Raw genomic sequence first — 18,967 nt, 5'->3', positions numbered from 1 at the left:
ACCAGCGATGAAGCTGTTCATGGCCGCGCTCACGGCCGCCACCCTGCTCTCCCCCACCGCCACGGATCCCGGCCACCAGGCACTGCCGGCCAAGGACGGCTGGGCCAACGGCACGACCGGCGGTTCCGCTGCCACCGCCGGCCACGTCACCACCGTCAGCACGCGCGACCAACTGGCCGCCGCGGTGAAGGGTGACACGCCGAAGATCGTGTACGTCAGCGGAACCATCGACGCCAACACCAACTCGTCGGGCAAGGCACTGTCCTGTCAGGACTACGCCGTCGACGGGTACACGCTCGCCGGCTACCTCAAGGCCTACGACCCGGCGACCTGGGGCCGCACCAAGGTGCCGTCCGGTCCGCAGGAGAGCGCCCGAGCGGCGTCCGAGTCCGCGCAGGCCGCTCGCGTGGAGATCAAGGTGGGGGCGAACACCACGATCGTCGGTGTCGGCGCCACGGCCCGGCTGCTCGGCGGCAACCTGATCGTCAAGAGCGACAACGTGATCATCCGCAACCTCACGTTCGCCGACGCCTTCGACTGCTTCCCGCAGTGGGATCCGACCGACGGCAGCACCGGCAACTGGAACTCGCAGTTCGACAACGTCTCCCTCGCCGGCGCGACCCACGTGTGGGTGGACCACGACACGTTCACCGACGCCCCGTACCCGGACAGCAAGGAGCCGACCTACTTCGGCCGGCCGTTCCAGCAGCACGACGGCCAGCTGGACATCACCAGCGCCGCCGACCTGGTCACCGTGGAGCGCAACGTGTTCACCCAGCACGACAAGACGATGCTGATCGGCAACTCGGACAGCAAGACCTCCGACGCCGGACATCTGCGGGTCACCGTGCACCACAACGTCTTCGACGGCGTGCTGGAGCGGGCGCCACGGGTTCGGTTCGGCCAGGTCCACGTGTACGACAACCTCTACCGGTCCGGCGCCGGCTTCGACTACAGCCTCGGCGTCGGCAAGCAGTCGCAGATCTACGCCCAGAACAACAACTTCCAGTTCAGTGGCGTGACGGCCGCCGCCGCGCTGCACAACTGGGGCGGCACGGGCATCCACGCCACCGGCAGCGTGGTCAACGGCGCTTCCGTCGACGTGGTGGCGGCGTTCAACGCGGCCAACCCCGGCACGCCACTGGGCACGACGGTCAACTGGACACCGACGCTCTACACCGATCTGCAACCGGCGTCCGGACTGCCCTCGCAGCTGCCCGGCAGCACCGGCGCGGGTCATCTCGGCTGACGGGCCGCCGTCCCGCCAGAGGCGCCGGTGCGCCTGCTCCAGCGCACCGGCGTCCACCACACGGAAGGATCGGTGTGAGCAGAGCCCGATGGACGCCGTACGTGCTGATCGCCCCGACGGTGCTGCTGATGGCCGTGTTCGTGGTCTATCCCGTCGGCAGCGTGGCGTACTACAGCCTCCAGCACTACGACGTCACCCGCAGCTGGGCCAACGGCTTCGCCGGCCTCGACAACTTCCGGCAGATGCTGCTGCACGACCCGTTGTTCTGGCAGAGCCTCGGCTTCAGCGCGCGGTGGGTCGTCGTGGAGGTCGGCCTGCAACTGCTGTTGGGTCTGGGGCTCGCGCTGATCGTCAACGAGACCTTCGTCGGCCGCGGTCTGGCGCGGGCCCTGGTGTTCTCGCCGTGGGCCGTGTCCGGTGTGCTGACCACCGGCATCTGGATCCTGCTCTACAACCCGTCCACCGGCGTCTTCCAGCAGTTGGCGGCCGCGGGCATCGGCAGCCCGGGCACGTCCGTGCTCGGCGACCCGGCCACCGTGTTCCCGGCCACGGTCGTCGCGGAACTGTGGCGTGGCGTGCCTTTCTTCGCCATCCTGCTGCTCGCCGATCTTCAGGGCATTCCCCCGGATCTGTACGAGGCGGCGTCGGTGGACGGCGCGACCCGCTGGCAGCGGTTCCGGATGGTGACGCTGCCGCACCTGCGCGACGCCATCGTGCTGTCCACGCTGCTGCGGGCGGTGTGGGAGTTCAACAACGTCGACCTGCTCTACACGCTGACCGGCGGCGGGCCGGCCGACCAGACCACCACGCTGCCGCTGTACGTGGCGCGCAAGGCGGTCGACGCGCACGACTTCGGCTACGGCTCGGCGCTGACCACGGCCGGCTTCGTCGTCCTGCTGTTCTTCTCCGTGCTGTACCTGCGACTGTCCAAGTTCGACCGGAGGTGACGATGCGCGACAAGGGCCGGTTCGCCCGCCTGTTCCTGCCGCTGGGCGCCTATCTGGTGGTCACGCTGGTGCCGTTCTACTGGATGCTGGTGTTCGCCTTCCGGCCGACCGGGTCGACGGCGCTGGTGCCGTGGCCGGCGACGTTGGACCATTTCCGCACCGTGTGGACGGATCTCGGCTTCGCGGTGTTCTTCCGCAACAGCGCCATCGTCGCGCTCGGCACCCTCGTGGTCGTCTGTGTGCTCGGGCTGATGGGCGGCTACGCGCTGGCCCGCTTCGCGTTCCGCGGCCGGCGGGCCTTCCTGCTGGCGCTGCTGTGCTCGCAGTTCGTGCCCGGGGCGATGGTGCTCATCCCCCTGTTCCTGGTCTTCAAGGCCACCCACCTGCTCAACAGCCTGCAGGGCCTGGTGATCGCCGACAGCGCGGCGCAGCTCCCGCTGGCGGTGATCCTGATGAGCGGCTTCGTCCGTGGCATTCCGGTCGATCTGGAGGAGGCCGCGATGGTGGACGGGTGCGGCCGGCTGCGCGCGTTCTTCGCGGTGGTCCTGCCGCAGCTGCGACCGGCGCTGGTCGCGGTCGGCTCGTTCGCGTTCATCGGCTCCTGGAACAACTTCCTGTTCGCTCTCATGTTCTCCGGCCGGCAGGACAAGTTCACCCTGCCGGTCGGGCTGAGCTACACGCTCGGCGAGTTCACGGTGGACTTCGGCGCGCTCGCGGCCGGCGGCATGGTCGCCGCGGTGCCCGTGGTCCTCGTCTTCGCGGTGATACAGCGTTTCCTGGTGCAGGGACTGACGGCGGGAGCGGTGAAGGGATGAGCAGAGCCACGACGATCGCGGTGATCCTGGCGTGCGTGCTGGGGTTGGCCGGTTGCGGCGGCGGCGACGCCGACGGCAAGGTGACGATCACGTTCTGGGACAACAACGGCGGCCCCGGCCGCACGCCGGTCTTCCAGCACCTGATCGCCGAGTTCGAGCGGGCCGAGCCCGACATCCACGTCGAGTACGTCGGCATTCCCAGCTCGTCGGTGCAGCAGAAGTACGACACCGCGATCGCCGGCGGCGCCACCCCCGACGTCGGCGGCGTCACCACCTCGTACCTGTCGGACCTGGTCGGGCAGGACGCGCTGGCGCCGCTGGACGACCGGCTCGCCGGCAGCCCCCTGCGCGACAAGCTGCTGCCCAGCCTGGTCGACGACGTGCGGCAGGCCGGCGGCGACCACAAGCTCTACGAGCTGCCGTCCTCGGCCAACCTCGACGTCATCTGGTACCGCAAGGACTGGTTCGCGCAGGCCGGCCTGCAACCACCGTCCACATGGGATGAACTGCTGGCCGACGCGGCCCGGCTCACCGACCGGAGCGCGAACCGCTACGGCTACACCGTTCGCGGCGGTGCCGGCTCGGTGTTCCAACTGCTGAGCGAGGCATACTCGTATTCCGGGCAGCCGAGCTTCTTCGGCGCCGACGGCACGAGCACCACGGCCGCCCCGGGCAACGTCGACCTGGTGCGCCGGGTCGCCGCGCTGTACGGCAAGGCGACGCCGGCGGCGGACGTCAACAACGGCTACACCCAGATGGTCGCCGAGTTCACCGGCGGATCCGTGGCGATGATGCACCACAACCTCGGCTCGTCCGGCGACCTGCTCAAGGCGTTGGGACCGGACAAGGTCGGCGCGATCCCGCTGCCCGTCGGCCCGTCCGGCAAGCGCACCGTGGTGCCCAACCCCACCGACGGCTTCGCGGTGTTCAAGGCCAGCGAGCACCAGGACGCCGCCTGGAAGTTCGTGCAGTTCCTGCTGTCCAAGGACAGCAACAGCTACTGGAACCAGCAGGTCGGCCAGATCCCGGCCAACACCGACGTGTACGCCGACGCGTGGCTGCGCGCCGACCAGCCGGTGGAGATGGCGTTGGGTGTGCTCCGGGCCAAGGACACCGTGCTGGCCACCGCGCCGTTCGCACTGCCGCGGTTCTCGCCCATCACCAAGGCCGACAGCGAGCCGCGCTACCAGAAGGTGCTGCTGGGCACGTTGTCCGCCAACGACTTCCTGCACGGGCTCGCCGACGAGCTGACCGCCGCCGAGCGCGACTGGCGTTCGCACAAGGGATAGGAACACATCGCCGATGCTGATCGAAGCTGTGGCCGTCCGCGTCTTCACCACGACGGCCAGCACCGCGGTCGACGAGGCCGGGCACCGCCATCCCGCGCCGGAGCACGAGGTCCGGGCCGCGATGCTGGAGATCACCGACGGGGACGGCCGCACCGGCTACTGCCAGGTGCAGCCCGACCACCTGCGGGAGCCGGTGCTGTCCGGGCACATCCGGCCGGTGCTGCTCGGTCGGGACCCCTGGTGTCGCGAGGAGATCTGGCAGACGCTGGCCCGGCGGCAGCGGGGCGCGCACGGCGGCCTGACCGACCGTGCGCTCGGCTACGTGGACCAGGCGCTGTGGGACCTGCTCGGCCGCCGGGTCGGCCTGCCGGTGTGGAAGCTGCTCGGCGGCGCCCGCGACCGCGTGCCGGCGTACGCCAGCACGATGTGCGGCGACGAGATCCCGGGCGGGCTGAGCTGCCCCGAGGACTACGCGGCCTTCGCCGAGCAGCTGGTCAAGCGGGGCTACCGGGGCATCAAGCTGCACACCTGGATGCCGCCGGTGCCGTTCGCGCCGGACGTCCAGCTCGACATCAAGACCTGCGCCGCGGTCCGCGAGGCCGTGGGGCCCGACGTCGCGTTGATGCTGGACGCCAACCACTGGTACCGCCGGACCGAGGCGCTGGAGCTCGGGCGGGCCCTGGAGCGGCTGGACTTCGCCTGGTACGAGGAACCCATGGAGGAGGCGTCGATCAGCTCGTACCAATGGCTGGCGCAGCAGCTGGGGGTGCCGGTGATCGGACCGGAAACCGCCGGCGGCAAGCACTTCGTCCGCGCCGAGTGGATCAGGGCCGGCGCCTGCGACATCCTGCGGGCCGGCGTCGACGACTGCGGCGGCATCGGCGCGACGCTCAAGGCCGTGCATCTGGCCGAGGCGTTCAACATGGACTGCGAGATCCATGGCAACGGCTCCGGCAACCTCGCCGTCCTCGGCGGGAGCGAGAGCGGCCGCTGGTACGAGCGTGGCCTGCTGCACCCCCACGTCGACTTCGATCGTCCGCCACCGCACCGGAACTCGGTCGTCGACGCCGTGGACGCCGAGGGCCTGGTCGCCATGCCGACGGCGCCGGGCCTCGGCGACGACTGGAACCTGGGTCACATCGCGGCGCACACCGTCGACACCTGGTGATCGGCCACGCACTCGTCGGCCACGTGCTACTGCGAAGGTGTTCGACTCCCCCTCCCGCCCGACATGCTGCGGCCGCTCAGTCGGCGGCGTGGAAGTCCTGCCATGCCTGGTCCAGCAGCTCGGGCCGGGTGAGTACGTCGACCGCGGTCTCGGCCAATGCGCGAGCGGCGGCCAGCATCACCGCGCGGCCACGTGTGCTGGCCGCGGCCGCCGCGAACTCCGGGGTGTGGTCGGACCGGTCGGCATCGGCGATGGCGAGAAACGGGTGGATCGCCGGGAGTGTGTTGCTGACGTCGCCGATGTCGGAGGAGCCGAGGAAAACACCCGGCTCGGGCTCCGTGAGCGTGATACCGGATTCGGCCAGGTGTCGGGCGAACGTGCCGGACAGCGCGGCGTTGTCCCGGACGTGCTGGTAGCCCGTGCTCACCGCCTCGACCTCGACCGTGGTGCCGGTGGCGCGAGCGATGCCGTGGGCGCACTCGGTCAGCTGCGCCACGAGATCGTCACGCGCCGCGGTGGTCAGGCCGCGCACGCCGAAGCGTCCCTCGGCCAGCTCGGGCACGATGTTGGTAGCCGTTCCGCCCTGCGTGACGATGCCCTGCACATGAGACCCGAGCGGCAACCGGGACCGCAGCATCGCCAGCGCGGTGAACAGCTGCACCAGCGCGGCCAACGCGTCGATGCCCTCGGTGGGATTGCCGGTGGGATGGGCAGCGCGGCCGTAGAACCGGACTGCGACCTCGATCTGCGCGGTGAGCGGCGCGTACCGCCAGTCGTGCACGCCGGGATGGAACATCAGGGCGGCATCGATTCCGTCGAAGACGCCGGCCTCCAGCTCCAGAATCTTTCCGCCGCCGCCCTCCTCGGCCGGAGTGCCGATCACCTCCAACGTGCCGGCGAGGTCGGGCAGAGCGTGCCGGACGGCGAGGGCCGCGCCGAGACCGGCGGTGGCGATGAGGTTGTGGCCGCAGGCGTGCCCGAGGCCGGGCAACGCGTCGTACTCCAGCAGCAACGCCACGTGCGGCGACGCCCCGGTGCCCCAACGAGCCCGAAACGCCGTCGGCAGGTCGGCGATCCCTTGCACCACCTCGAACTGCGCCGTCGAGAGCACGGCGACGAGTTCGGCGCACGCCGCATGCTCCTGGAACGCCAGTTCCGGGTTGTCGTGCAGGAACTGGCTGATCCGCCACAGCTCGTCCGCGTGCCGGTCGATCTCGTGGCGGATCCGGTCGGTCACGCCGAATCCCGGACGACACGGATCGACTCCAGGTCCGAGTCGGCCGGGTCCGGCAGCTGCATCCCGGCGGCCAAGCCGCTACGCAGGTAGTCGAGCACGTCCTTGGTGATCACCTCGCCGGGCACCAGGGCCGGACTGCCGGGCGGATACGGGCTGATCATCTCCGCCGCGACCCGGCCGACCGCCTCGTCCACGCCCACCTGCTCGGTCTCGCCGAAGAAGGCGTCGCGGGGCAACATCACCGTGCTCAGCTCGAGATCGTGCGGGTCGGGAAGGTGCAGTGCCGGCGGAGCCTTCATCCGCTCGGCCGCCTTCGTCAGATCGCCGAGCGCCGCCACCAGCGTCGCGGCCGTCCGCTCGTCGTCGCCGATGGTGATGATGGCGACGATCCGCCGGTGGTCGGACAGACCCACCGTGACCTGCCGGCGCGCCCGCAGCCAGTCCGCCGCCTGGTACCCGCTGATGCCGAGCTCCGACAGATCGACGACGACCTTGAGCGGGTCGAAGGAGTCCGCCGGGCCGATGAACTCGCGCTCGCCCATCACCCGCAGCCCCGGCAGCTCGTCGATCTCCCGGCGGACGCCGTGGGCCAGGGACAACGCCGTCGACAGCAGCTTCTCGCCGTCCTCGACCATCTGCCGCCGCCAACCGTCCAAAGTGGCGTACACGAGCGACGACGCGCTGGTGGTGCCGAGCAGATCCTCGCGCGCCTTCAGCACAGCGGGATCGACACGGTTGCCCTGGAGGTGGAACACCGAACTCTGCTCGACGGCCGCGCCCATCTTGTGCACGCTGGTCACGCACAGGTCGGCGCCGGCGTTCATCGCCCACGGCGGCAGGGCCGGATGGAACGGCAGGTGCGCACCCCACGCCTCGTCCACGATCAGCGGCTTGTCGAACTCGTGGCACACCTCGGCGATGGCCGCGATGTCCCCGCACGTCCCGTAGTCCGTCGGGGTGACGAGCAGCATGCCTTTGGCCTCGGGCTCGGCCTCGAACGCCGCCCGCACCTCGTCCGGGCCGGGCGGATGCGACAGGTGCCGCTCGCCGTCCCAGTGCGGATGCACCCACACCGGAGACACGCCGCTGATGATCAGGCCCGAGATCACCGACTTGTGCGCGTGCCGGGCCACGATCAGCTTCTCGTGCGGCCCGGCCACCGCCAACATCGCGCTCTTGACCGACAGCGAGCTGCCGCACGTGGAGAAGAACGTGTGCTCGGCGCCGACGGCATCGGCCATCAGCTCCTGGGCCTCCTGCAACACGCCGTGCCGCAGCAGCCGGTCGTCCAGGCCGTTGGGACCGAGCACGTCGCTGCGAAACACGCCCTCCCCTACGACGTCCACGACACGCTGGTCGGCCCCGCGCCCCTGCTTGTGGCCGGGCGGGTTGAAGGGCGTGATGCCCTGCTCGTGGAACTCGACGAGGGCATCGAGCACCGGCGCTCTGCTGTGGTCCATGGCCCCGGATTCCCGCCCGGCCAACGGGGAAACCACCGGCCGGGCCCGGCTACCCGGCGAACGGCGGGTGATGTCCGGCGTCGCGCGCATTCTGTCCTGGTCGCGAGAAACCCTGCCGGCGTGGCGCCGGCAGGGTTCGTCCGGGGGTGTTGCCTCGCGTCAGTTCGCGTTGATCTGCTTGGGTTCCGGCGAGCTGTGGTCGACGGCGATCCGGCGCGGCTTGGCCCGCTCGGCCACCGGGATACGCAGGGTCAGCACGCCCTGCTCGTACCCGGCCGCGATCCGGTCGGCGTCGAGTGCGTCACCGAGGAACAGCTGGCGGGAGAACACGCCCAGCGGCCGCTCGGCGACCTGCATCTCCACGCCGTCGCCGCGCTCGATCGGGCGGCGCTCCGCCTTCACGGTCAGCACGTTGCGCTCGACGTCGAGCTCGATCGCGTCGGGGTCGATCCCGGGCAGGTCGAAGTGCACGACGAACTCGTCACCGCTGCGGTAGGCGTCCATCGGCATCGCCGCCGGACGTGACCAGGTCCCCTGAGTCCCGAACACCTGCTGGGTCAGCCGGTCGAACTCCCGGAACGGGTCGGTGCGCATCAACATCGTCCCACCTCCAAGTCCCTTGTCTGGTGTCAACGCGCACCACCTTTCTATCATGTCGTCCATTAGATGACAACATCTATGTCGTCCAATGGACGACATAGAGGCAGATCATGGTCCCCCGCGATCGCCTTGGCCGTCCGTGCTACGACCCGACCTGGGTCAGGCTCGTCGTCAGGGTGGGATTCAATGCCGGCGGCATCGGGCCGTAGGCGTTGGACCTCGCCGCACGGGCCCTTACTCCCGGGATGGCGGTGATCGCCTTGAGCAGGGCCGGTGGCGCGATGGGGCGGCCGGTCCGGCGGGCCCGCGCCGAGCGCTGCTCGATGCGGACCTGCTGTGCCTGCACGGTGCGGATGGCCGGTTCACGCTCGCGCTGCACGGCTTCGAGCACCTCGTCGGGAACGGCGCCGGGGTGAAGCAGCGCGGGCGCGAGGTGGTTGGCGGCGGCCACCGCGTCCTGGATGGCCATCAGGATGCCGTTGCCGCCGACCGGAGAGATCACGTGCGCCGCGTCGCCGATCAGCAGCAGCCCGGGCCGCCACCAGGTGTCCACGCGCGAGATGTCCACCGACAGCAGGGTCGTCCGGGCGAAGTCGGTAAGCAGATGGGTCCGGTCGGACAACCACGGGACGTGCTGGTCGAGGAAGGCCCGGATCGGCGCGACGCCGGCTTCTCGGGCCGCGGGGTAGCCGCCCTTGGGCAGGCTGTAGCCCACCTGCCAACCCTGCGGCCCGGCCAGCAGACCGACGTAGTGGTCGCGGCCGAAGAACAGGTCCACGTCGGCGTCCGGCGGGTCGCTGTCGTGATGGGGCAGCCGCAGCCACAGCAGGTCGGTGCTCGCGCCGAGGGAACGGGCCAGCAGGTCGGCCAGGCGGCGCAGCTTGGAGAAGCGGCCGTCGCCGGCGACCACCATTTCGGCGCGCAGGTCGTGGACGCCGTGCTCGTCGCGGTAGCGCACGCCGATCACGCGGTCGTCCGCGCGGAGCAGGTCGGTGACCTTGGCCCCGGTGAGCAGCCGGCAGCCGGGCAGCCGCGCGAACCGGGCGGCGAGGAAGTCCAGGAATCGGGCCTGCGGCATGAGGGCGACGTAGTTGAAGCCGGTGCGCAGCCGTCCGTAGTCGGCGGTGGTCACCGTGCCGGACGGGGTGTGGAACCGGAAGTACCGCGCCTTGTGGTGCGGCAACGTCAGCAACTCGGCGGCCAGGCCGAGTTGGTCGAGGAGTTCGAGCGTGTACGGGTGCAACGAGTCGCCGCGGAAGTCGCGGTCGAAGTCGCGGTGCGCCTCCAGCAGGGTCACCGGCACGCCGGCCCGCCCCAGCAGGTAGGCCAGCATCACGCCGCCGGGGCCGCCGCCGACCACCACGCATCCCGGCCCGCTCGCGCCACCCATATCACTAGAACTTCTAGTCATATCGCGGACGGTACACGTCGTTAGACTTTCTAGCTACCATTCGCGGATGTCTGACGATCGAGCGGCCGGGCGAGAGGTCAACCTCGCGGTGCGCCGGCTGCTACAGGCCGGCCGGGAGATGCAGGGCGCATTGGCCCGGCGCCTCGGCGTGCGGGTGACCGACGTGCAGGCGGTGGACCACGTGGTGTCCAGCGCCGATCCGCTCGGCCCGGTGGAGCTGGGCAACCGGCTCGGGATGCGGTCGGCATCGGCGACGGTGCTGGTGGACCGCATGGTGGCGGCCGGGCATCTCGAACGCGGGCCGGACCCGCGCGACGGCAGGCGTGTCGTGCTCCGCGCCACCGACCACGCTCGCAAGGAGGTGCGTCAGGCGTTGGCGCCGCTGGTGGATCAGGTCGCGCAGATCGCCGGCCGACTGGAGGACGACCAGGCGCGTACCGTGCTCGACTTCCTCGACGCCGTCACCGACACCATGCGGGCCTACGCGGTCGACAGTCGTTCCGAGCCGACAGCGGACTTCTGACGTCAGCGTGCGCCGAGTTCGCGGCCGAGAACGTGCGCCAGCGCTTGGCGCACCTCAGGATGACGGAAGCGGTGGTCGGCCTGTTCCAGGCGACGGGGCACCACCCGTTGGCTGGCGCCGGCCAGCTCGTCGGCTCCCTCCGCGCCGAGCACCAGGCGGGGCCCGAACGACGGCACGGGCAGCAGCGCCGGCCGGTGCAGGACATGAGCCAGCGCCGTGGTGTAGTCGGCGTTGCGAACCGGTCGCGGCGCAACGGCGTTCACCGGTCCGACGAGGCCGGGGTCGACCAGCGCCCGCAGGTAGACGTCGATCATGTCGTCGATGCCGATCCAGGCCAGCCACTGCTCGCCGTCGCCCAGCCGGCCGCCGAGTCCGGCCGCGAACAACGGGAACAACAAGCGCAGGCTGCCGCCGCGCGGGGACTGCACGATCCCGGTGCGCACCGTGACGACCCGGACGCCGTCCTCGGTGGCGGCCAGGGCGGCGCTCTCCCAGTCGGCGACGACATCGGCGAGAAAGCCGTCGCCACGGGGGTGGCGGTAGGCGACCATCGGTCGCAGCAGGGCCTGGGGCACCGGTGTGTCGATCCGGTCGGTGACCCGTGTCGCCGAGTCACCCTCGGCGGCGAACTCATGGCTGTGCCGCCAGGACAGGACCGTGCGCAGCGGCTGCGAGACCAGCTCGTCCACGAACCGGCGTGGCGGGTCGTAACCATCGGGTTGGTGCGCGGCGACCCATCGCAGCCAGCCCGGCAGCCCGAGCACCGCCTGGCCGTCGCGCAGCGACGAGGCTTCCGTGAGCACGCGCAGCGGCGCCCACGGCGGCGTCAGCCGCGGCATCGCTCCACGCCTGCGGTGCCAGGCGAACACCTCGTCCGGCGGAAAGTCGACGACGCTGGAATGCACGATGCCCATGGGGAGCGACGCTACCGGCGGTCCGCCCGGTCCACATGACGTCGCAGCCGTCGACCGGTTTGGCGGGACACCCGCCGGGTAGTCGGAAGCCCGGCGTCGATCGGCCGTCAAGCAGCCGGCGGCCGTCTCACCATGGACCGAGTGACACTCACCTCTTGTGGACCTCGCGATCACGACGCCGGCACAGGGTCATCGAGAGAGCTGGAGTCGCCATGCCGTCTGCGAAACCGGACCAGAGCGCGCCGGCGCCCGTGGAACCCACGGGCGTGGAGGGAACCCGCACTCAGAACGGAGAGTTCCTCACCACGGCTCAGGGCCTGCGGCTGCCCGACACCGACCACTCGCTCAAGGCCGGCTCCCGCGGTCCGACGTTGATGGAGGACTTCCACCTCCGCGAGAAGATCACCCATTTCGACCACGAGCGCATCCCGGAGCGGGTGGTGCACGCCCGGGGCGCGGCCGCGCACGGCACCTTCGAGTCCTACGGCACGGCGGCCGCGGTGACCAGGGCCGACTTCCTGGCCGAACGCCGCACGACGCCGGTGTTCGTCCGGTTCTCCACCGTGCTGGGCTCGCGCGGCTCCGCCGACACGGTGCGCGACGTGCGCGGGTTCGCGGTCAAGTTCTACACGGCCGAGGGCAACTTCGACCTGGTCGGCAACAACATGCCGGTCTTCTTCATCCAGGACGGCATCAAGTTCCCCGACGTCATCCACGCCGGCAAGCCGCATCCGGATCGGGAGATCCCGCAGGCGCAGACCGCGCACGACACCTTCTGGGACTTCGTGTCGACGCACACCGAGGCCACCCACCACGTGCTGTGGGCGATGTCGGACCGGGGCATCCCGCGTTCCTACCGCACCATGGAGGGCTTCGGCGTGCACACCTTCCGGCTGGTGAACGCCGAGGGCGCGACCACGCTGGTGAAGTTCCACTGGAAGCCGGTCGCCGGCGTGCACTCGCTGGTCTGGGAGGAGGCGCAGATCGCCGCCGGCGTGGATCCGGACTTCCACCGCCGGGACATGGCCGACGCCATCGAGGCCGGCGCGCCGCTGGAGTTCGAGCTGGGCCTGCAGCTGCTGCCCGACACCGAGGACCAGACCTTCGAGGGCATCGACCTGCTCGACCCGACCAAGATCGTGCCCGAGGAGCTGGCCCCGGTGCAGCTGGTCGGCAAGCTCACCCTGGACCGCAATCCCACCAACTACTTCGCCGAGACCGAGCAGGTCGCCTTCCACACCGGCAATCTGGTGCCCGGTATCGAGGTCACCGACGATCCGCTCATGCAGGCCCGCCTGTTCTCGTACCTGGACACGCAGCTCACCCGGCTCGGCGGGCCGAACTTCACCCAGCTGCCGATCAACTGCCCGCACGCCGCGGTCAACGACAACCTGCGCGACGGGATGCACCAGACCGCCGTGCACACGGGCGTCACCCCCTACCTGCCCAACGGCCTGGACGAGGACCGGCCCGTCCGGGCCTCGGCCGACGAGGGCGGGTACGTGCAGGTGCCGCGCGAGGTCAGCGGCCCGAAGATCCGGGAGAACCCGGTCTCCTTCGACGACCACTTCTCGCAGGCGACGATGTTCTACCGGAGTCTGACGCCGTTGGAGCGCAAGCACGTCGTCGAGGCGTTCACCTTCGAGTTGGGCAAGTGCTACGAGCAGGGCGTCAAGCAACGAGAACTCGCCGTGCTGGCCGAGGTCGACGCCGACCTGTGCGAGCAGGTCGCCGCGGGCCTCGGTCTGCCGGCCCCGACGGGAAGTCCGGCGGAGGACGTGGTTCTCTCCCCCGCCCTGTCCCAGGTCGTGACCGAACCCGGACCGGTGGCGGGCCGCAAGATCGGCGTCATCGCCGACGCGGGATCCGACCTCGCGGGAATCACGAAGCTGCGCAAGGCAGTCGAGCGGGCCGGGGCCACGCTGCTGGTCATCGCCCCCGTCGGCGGAGAGTTGAAGAAGGGCCGGTCCCTGCACACCGTGGACCGCACACTGCTGACCACGCGATCCATCGAGTTCGACGCGCTGGTCGTGGCCGGCTCGACCACGCCGACCGGGGACATCAAGTTGACCGTGCTGTTGCAGGAGGCCTTCCGGCACTGCAAGGCGATCGCGGCCTGGGGCGACGGACTCCAGGTGCTGGCCGCCGCCGGCATCGGCGCGGACCAGCCCGGAGTGCTCGCCGGCGACGAGGTCGGCCGGGAATTCGCCGCCGAGCTGCTGGCGGCGGTGGGTCTGCACCGGGTGTGGGAGCGCGCCGACCTCGTGATGGCCTCCATCGTCCCGCCTTCGGTGTGACGGCCTCGTTTCACCGTCATGCCGGCGGGCATCCCGCCGGCATGACGGAGGTCAGCAGGACTGTCCCGGTGTCCCCGGAGCATGTGTACGCCGTGCTCTCCGACGGCTGGTCCTATGCGGGATGGGTCGTCGGCAACTCCCACATCCGCGAGGTGGATCCGGCCTGGCCCGCTGTCGGCTGCCGGATCCACCACAGCGCCGGGCTGTGGCCGTTGCAGTTCAACGACTGGACGGAGGTCACGGCGACCGTGCCGGACCGGATGATCGAACTCCGGGCCCGGCTGTGGCCGCTGGGCGCGGCGATGATCCGCATCGAGCTGACGCCGACCGGCGACGGCACCACGATCACCATGGTCGAGCACGCCACCGAGGGGCCGGCGACGCTCGTGCCGGCCTCCGTGCAAGGTGTGCTGCTGCGTCCGCGCAACAAGGAGGTCCTGGGCCGCCTGTCCGACCTCGCCCGAGGGCGTGCCCGCGCGGTTCAGCCGTAGATCGGCCGATGTGCTCAGGCACGAGAAAGCCGACCAGGCGTCCTCCGTGTCGTGAAAGACCGAGCCCGGCCGATCCAGGAGGACCGGCCGGGCTCGGTGGTGCGCTGGGGTCAGACGAGGTCGAAGCGGTCGAGCTCCATCACCTTGGTCCAGGCGGCGACGAAGTCGGCCGCGAACCGGGCGCGGGCGCCCTGGCCGGCGTAGACCTCGGACAGGGCCCGCAGCTGCGAGTTGGAGCCGAAGATGAGGTCGACCGCGGTGGCGGTCCACTTCACCTCGTCGGTCGTCACGTCGCGGATCTCGTAGACGTGCTCCTCGGACTCGGACGCCTTCCACCGGGTGCCCGTGGCGAGCAGGTTGGTGAAGAAGTCGTTGCTGAGCAGGCCGGGCCGGTCGGTGAGCACGCCGTGCCGGCTGCCGCCGGTGTTGGCCCCGAGCGAGCGCAGGCCGCCGAGCAGGACGGTCATCTCGGGCGCGGTCAGGTTGAGCATGTACGCGCGGTCGACGAGCAGCGTCTCCGGCTGAAGCTTCTCGCCGGCCCGCAGGTAGTTGCGGAACCCGTCCGCCCGCGGCTCCAGGACCTCGAACGACTCGACGTCGGTCTGCTCCTGGGTGGCGTCGGTGCGGCCCGGGCGGAACGGCACGGTGACGTCGTGGCCGGCGTCGCGCGCCGCCTTCTCCACCGCGGCCGAGCCGGCCAGCACGATCAGGTCGGCCAGCGAGATCTTCGCGCCGCCGGCCTCGTTGAACTCCCGCTGGACGCCCTCCAGCGCGGCCAGCACCTCCGCGAGCTGCTCGGGCTGGTTGACCTCCCAGCCGCGCTGCGGCTCCAGGCGGATCCGGGCGCCGTTGGCGCCGCCGCGCTTGTCGGTGGAGCGGTAGCTCGCCGCGGCGGCCCACGCGGTCCCGACCAGCTGGGCGACAGTCAGGCCGGAGTCGAGGACCTTGGCCTTGAGGGCAGCGATGTCGGCGTCACCCACGAGCTCGTGGTCGACGGCCGGCAGCGGGTCCTGCCACAGCTGCGCCTCGGGCACCCACGGCCCCAGGAAGCGGCTGACCGGGCCCATGTCGCGGTGCAGCAGCTTGTACCAGGCCTTGGCGAAGGCCAGCGCGAACTCGTCGGGATTGTCCAGGAACCGCTGGGAGATCGGCCCGTAGACCGGGTCGAAGCGCAGCGCCAGGTCGGTGGTGAGCATGGTCGGCCGGTGCTTGCGGGCCGGGTCGTAAGGGTCCGGGATGATCTCCGGCGCGTCCTTGGCCACGTACTGCTTGGCGCCGCCGGGGCTGGTGGTGAGCTCCCACTCGTAGCCGAAGAGGATCTCGAAGAACCGGTTGCTCCACTCGGTCGGCCGGTCGGTCCAGGTCACCTCCAGGCCGCTGGTGATCGCGTCGGCGCCCTTGCCGCTGCCGTTGGTGCTCAGCCAGCCGAGGCCCTGGGCCTCCAGCGGCGCGCCCTCGGGCTCCGGGCCCACGTGGTCGTCGGCCACGGCGGCGCCGTGCGTCTTGCCGAAGGTGTGGCCGCCGGCGATGAGCGCGACGGTCTCCTCGTCGTTCATGGCCATCCGCGCGAACGTCTCGCGGATGAAGTGGCCCGCCGCCACGAAGTCCGCGCTGCCGCGAGGCCCCTCGGGGTTGACGTAGATCAGGCCCATCTCGGTCGCGCCGACCTGGGGCGCCATCTCGGTGTCGCCGACGTAGCGCTCGTCGCCCAGCCAGGCGTCCTCCGGGCCCCAGAAGATCTCCTCCGGCTCCCAGGTGTCCTCGCGGCCGAAGGCGAAGCCGAACGTCGTGAAGCCCATCGACTCCAGGGCCACGTTGCCGGCCAGCACCAGCAGGTCGGCCCACGAGACCTGCTGGCCGTACTTCTCCTTGACCGGCCACAGCAGACGGCGCGCCTTGTCCAGGTTGGCGTTGTCCGGCCAGCTGTTGAGCGGGGCGAAGCGCTGGGCGCCGTCGCCGGCGCCACCGCGGCCGTCGTGCGTGCGGTAGGTGCCGGCGGCGTGCCAGCTCAGCCGGATCATCAGGCCGCCGTAGTGGCCGAAGTCCGCCGGCCACCAGTCCTGCGAGGTGGTCAGCACCTCGGTGATGTCCCGCTTGAGCGCGTCGACGTCGAGCTGGGCGAACTCCTTCGCGTAGCTGAAGTCCACGCCCAGCGGGTTGCTCTTCGACGAGTGGGCGCGCAGCACCGACAGGTCGAGCTGGTTGGGCCACCAGTCCCGATTGGTGCGCGGGCGGCCGCCCGTCTTCACGGTCGGCGAGTCGATCGCCGGGTTCTCGCTCTCGCTGCCGTGCGAGGTCACGGAGTCGTGCGCGACCGGGCAGCCCGCGGCCGCCTTCTCGTCCACGCCCTGTGCGCTGGCGGGCGTCGTCCTGGGGTCGCTCATCTGCTTCCTTCCGAGCTGGCGGTTCGGGATTGCGTCGCGGCCGTGCAGTCGGGGCAGGTGCCCCAGAAGACGACCTCCGCCTCGTCGATCACGTAGCCGTGGTCGTCCGAGGCGGTGAGACAGGGGGTGTGTCCGACGGCGCAGTCGACGTCGGCGATCGCGCCGCAGGAGCGGCACACGACGTGGTGGTGGTTGTCGTCCACACGGGACTCGTAGCGCGCGTTCGCGCCGGCGGGCTGGATTCGCCGCACCAGGCCGGCGGCGGTCAGCGCCTCCAGCACGTCGTAGATCGTCTGGTGCGACACGGCGGGGTGCTCGGCCCGCACCAGCTCGATGACCTGCTGCGTGTCGACATGCGGATGACCGCGCAGCGCGGTCAGCACAGCCAGCCGGGGCTGGGTCACACGCAAGGAGACCGCCCGCAGCTGCGCCACGAACTCAGACGTCACGCACACGACCCTAGAACCCTTGTCTGGAACGAGTCAAGTTATCGGGTCGCGTGTCGGGCCCGGGATCGATGCGCGCGTCGTCACTTCGCGTTTGACGGACCGAGCCGGTGGAATCCGCACGCATGTCGGTGGAGTCTGCGGATGCTGTGGTGATCGGTGCGGGCCACAACGGGCTGGTCGCCGCCAACCTGCTGGCCGACGCCGGCTGGCGCGTCCTGGTCCTGGAAGCGGCCGAGCGGCCGGGTGGCGCGGTGCACACCGAGGAGATCACGGCGCCGGGCTACCGCAGCGACCTGTGCAGCGCCTTCTTCCCGATGTCGGCGGCGTCGCCGGTGTTCGCGCAGCTGGACCTGGAGCGTTACGGCCTGACCTGGCGGCACGCGCCCGACGTCGTCGCCCATGTCCTGCCGGACGGCCGCAGTGCGGTGCTGTCCCGTGACCTCGACCGCACGATCCGGTCGGTGTCGGAATTCGCCGAGCAGGACGGCGCAGCGTGGGCTCGCATGCACGAGCAGTGGACGCGGCTGCGGGAGCCGCTGCTGGACGTCCTGTTCCAGCCGTTTCCGCCGGTCCGCGCGGGCGCGCGCCTGCTGCGCCGGATCGGCACCGCCGAGGCCCTCCGCCTGGCGCGGATGGTGACGCTGTCGGCCCGCACCCTCACCGACGAGTGGTTCGCCGGTGACGGCGCCCGGCTGTTGCTGGCCGGCAACGCCATGCACGCCGACGTCGGCGTCGACAACGCGGGCAGCGGCGTGTTCGGCTGGCTGCTGGCGATGCTCGGGCAGGACGTCGGATTCCCGGTGCCCGAGGGCGGCGCGGGCCAGATCACCGCGGCGCTGGTGCGGCGGCTCACCGAGCGCGGCGGCGAAATCGTGTGCAACCGTCGCGTGGATCGGGTGTTGGTCGCGGGCGGACGGGCCGTCGGCGTGCGCGACAGCGAGGGCCAGCCCGTGCGGGCCCGGCGCGCGGTGCTGGCCGACGTGCCGGCCCCGGCGCTCTACCGGGATCTGGTCGGCGCCGAGCATCTGCCGGCGCGGCTGGTCGACGATCTCGACCGGTTCCACTGGGACCCCGCGACGATCAAGGTGGACTGGGCCCTGTCCGGCCCGGTGCCGTGGCCGGCGGAGCAGGTGCGCGGCGCGGGCACCGTGCACCTGGGGGCGGACATGGACGGCATGTCGACCTTCGCCGTCGACCTGGCCCGGGGGCGAACGCCCCGCGACCCCTTCCTGCTGCTGGGGCAGATGACCACCGCCGATCCGTCGCGTTCCCCGGCCGGCACCGAGGCCGTGTGGGCGTACACGCACGTGCCGCACGGCCAGCGCTGGGACTCGACCCGGCTGGCGCGGGCCGCCGACCGTATCGAACGGACCGTCGAGCGCCACGCCCCGGGGTTCGGCGACCTGGTCGTGGCGCGGGCCGTGCAGGGGCCCGACGACCTCCACGGCCATAACCTGAGCCTGGTCGACGGCGCGATCAACGGCGGCACGTCGGCGATCCACCAGGAGCTGTTCTTCCGACCGGTGCCCGGCTTGGCCCGGTCCGACACGCCGGTGCAACGACTGTTCCTGGCCAGCGCGTCGGCCCATCCCGGCGGGGCCGTGCACGGCGGCCCGGGCAGCAACGCCGCTCGGGCCGCGCTGGCCCGCGCCGGCTGGGCCGGCGCCGGCTACCAGGCCGCGATCAACGCCGCCCATCGGTTGGTCTACGGCTGAACCGCGGATCACGGCGAC

The 18,967-nt window shown here is 71.0% G+C and carries 16 protein-coding genes; 9 read left to right on the top strand and 7 right to left on the bottom strand.

What is annotated here, in order from left to right; translation table 11 throughout:
• The first annotated feature begins 7 nt into the window (after window positions 1-7).
• From AB0M73_RS30625 to AB0M73_RS30605, 5 genes are all read left to right on the top strand, one after another.
• Entirely contained in the window at window positions 8-1,249 is a 1,242-nt protein-coding gene (locus AB0M73_RS30625) for a pectate lyase (RefSeq protein ID WP_363897678.1), read from the top strand.
• Between the two features lie 74 nt (window positions 1,250-1,323).
• On the top strand, window positions 1,324-2,196 hold the full coding sequence (locus AB0M73_RS30620; protein WP_232240625.1) for a sugar ABC transporter permease: 873 nt from the start codon (window positions 1,324-1,326) through the stop codon (window positions 2,194-2,196).
• Window positions 2,197-2,198: 2 nt separating this feature from the next.
• Entirely contained in the window at window positions 2,199-3,011 is an 813-nt protein-coding gene (locus AB0M73_RS30615; RefSeq protein ID WP_043728105.1) for a carbohydrate ABC transporter permease, read from the top strand.
• Entirely contained in the window at window positions 3,008-4,300 is a 1,293-nt protein-coding gene (locus AB0M73_RS30610; protein ID WP_363897673.1) for a sugar ABC transporter substrate-binding protein, read from the top strand. The genes AB0M73_RS30615 and AB0M73_RS30610 overlap by 4 nt, the downstream gene beginning before the upstream one ends.
• A 13-nt stretch (window positions 4,301-4,313) precedes the next feature.
• Window positions 4,314-5,468 carry an enolase C-terminal domain-like protein gene (locus AB0M73_RS30605; protein WP_363897670.1) on the top strand — a complete coding sequence of 385 codons (1,155 nt, stop codon included), beginning with the start codon at window positions 4,314-4,316 and terminating at the stop codon, window positions 5,466-5,468.
• 76 nt (window positions 5,469-5,544) lie between these two features.
• Here AB0M73_RS30605 and AB0M73_RS30600 read toward each other — a convergent pair whose 3' ends face one another.
• The 4 genes from AB0M73_RS30600 to AB0M73_RS30585 all read right to left on the bottom strand — a co-directional run bounded on the left by AB0M73_RS30600 (window position 5,545) and on the right by AB0M73_RS30585 (window position 10,176).
• Window positions 5,545-6,705 (bottom strand): amidohydrolase, encoded by a 1,161-nt coding sequence (locus AB0M73_RS30600; protein WP_363897667.1) that lies wholly within the window; start codon window positions 6,703-6,705, stop codon window positions 5,545-5,547.
• Window positions 6,702-8,165, bottom strand: coding sequence for an ornithine decarboxylase (locus tag AB0M73_RS30595; protein ID WP_363897664.1), 1,464 nt, complete (start codon window positions 8,163-8,165; stop codon window positions 6,702-6,704). The genes AB0M73_RS30600 and AB0M73_RS30595 overlap by 4 nt, the downstream gene beginning before the upstream one ends.
• A 159-nt stretch (window positions 8,166-8,324) precedes the next feature.
• Window positions 8,325-8,765: an Hsp20/alpha crystallin family protein gene (locus tag AB0M73_RS30590; protein ID WP_363897661.1), complete on the bottom strand. Its 441-nt coding sequence runs from the start codon at window positions 8,763-8,765 to the stop codon at window positions 8,325-8,327.
• A gap of 142 nt (window positions 8,766-8,907) precedes the next feature.
• The gene (locus tag AB0M73_RS30585) at window positions 8,908-10,176 is read right to left on the bottom strand and encodes an FAD-dependent oxidoreductase (RefSeq protein WP_363897658.1); all 1,269 of its coding nucleotides are present in this window, start codon (window positions 10,174-10,176) and stop codon (window positions 8,908-8,910) included.
• Between the two features lie 46 nt (window positions 10,177-10,222).
• Between AB0M73_RS30585 and AB0M73_RS30580 the strand changes: the two genes are divergently transcribed.
• The gene (locus AB0M73_RS30580) at window positions 10,223-10,699 is read left to right on the top strand and encodes a MarR family winged helix-turn-helix transcriptional regulator (RefSeq protein WP_363897655.1); all 477 of its coding nucleotides are present in this window, start codon (window positions 10,223-10,225) and stop codon (window positions 10,697-10,699) included.
• Window positions 10,700-10,701: 2 nt separating this feature from the next.
• On the opposite strand, the gene AB0M73_RS30575 is transcribed toward AB0M73_RS30580, so the two are convergent.
• On the bottom strand, window positions 10,702-11,613 hold the full coding sequence (locus AB0M73_RS30575; RefSeq protein ID WP_363897652.1) for a DUF1731 domain-containing protein: 912 nt from the start codon (window positions 11,611-11,613) through the stop codon (window positions 10,702-10,704).
• 212 nt (window positions 11,614-11,825) lie between these two features.
• Between AB0M73_RS30575 and AB0M73_RS30570 the strand changes: the two genes are divergently transcribed.
• Window positions 11,826-13,910 carry a catalase gene (locus tag AB0M73_RS30570; RefSeq protein WP_363897649.1) on the top strand — a complete coding sequence of 695 codons (2,085 nt, stop codon included), beginning with the start codon at window positions 11,826-11,828 and terminating at the stop codon, window positions 13,908-13,910.
• Between the two features lie 41 nt (window positions 13,911-13,951).
• Window positions 13,952-14,401, top strand: a complete 450-nt coding sequence (locus tag AB0M73_RS30565) for an SRPBCC family protein (protein ID WP_363897646.1) — start codon at window positions 13,952-13,954, stop codon at window positions 14,399-14,401.
• Window positions 14,402-14,511: 110 nt separating this feature from the next.
• On the opposite strand, the gene katG is transcribed toward AB0M73_RS30565, so the two are convergent.
• Together katG and AB0M73_RS30555 are read right to left on the bottom strand one after the other, a co-directional pair.
• Complete coding sequence (gene katG / locus AB0M73_RS30560) at window positions 14,512-16,785, bottom strand: catalase/peroxidase HPI (RefSeq protein WP_363897643.1); 2,274 nt, start codon at window positions 16,783-16,785, stop codon at window positions 14,512-14,514.
• On the bottom strand, window positions 16,782-17,234 hold the full coding sequence (locus tag AB0M73_RS30555; protein WP_363897640.1) for a Fur family transcriptional regulator: 453 nt from the start codon (window positions 17,232-17,234) through the stop codon (window positions 16,782-16,784). The genes katG and AB0M73_RS30555 overlap by 4 nt, the downstream gene beginning before the upstream one ends.
• Window positions 17,235-17,356: 122 nt before the next feature.
• Between AB0M73_RS30555 and AB0M73_RS30550 the strand changes: the two genes are divergently transcribed.
• Complete coding sequence (locus AB0M73_RS30550) at window positions 17,357-18,949, top strand: NAD(P)/FAD-dependent oxidoreductase (protein WP_363897637.1); 1,593 nt, start codon at window positions 17,357-17,359, stop codon at window positions 18,947-18,949.
• Window positions 18,950-18,967 lie beyond the last annotated feature (18 nt).

Origin of the sequence: Kutzneria sp. NPDC051319 (assembly GCF_040682195.1) — a bacterium.
Taxonomy (GTDB): Bacteria; Actinomycetota; Actinomycetes; order Mycobacteriales; family Pseudonocardiaceae; genus Kutzneria.
The sequence above is the reverse complement of the archived record's forward strand: the minus strand, read 5'-3'. Positions and strand labels throughout refer to the sequence as shown.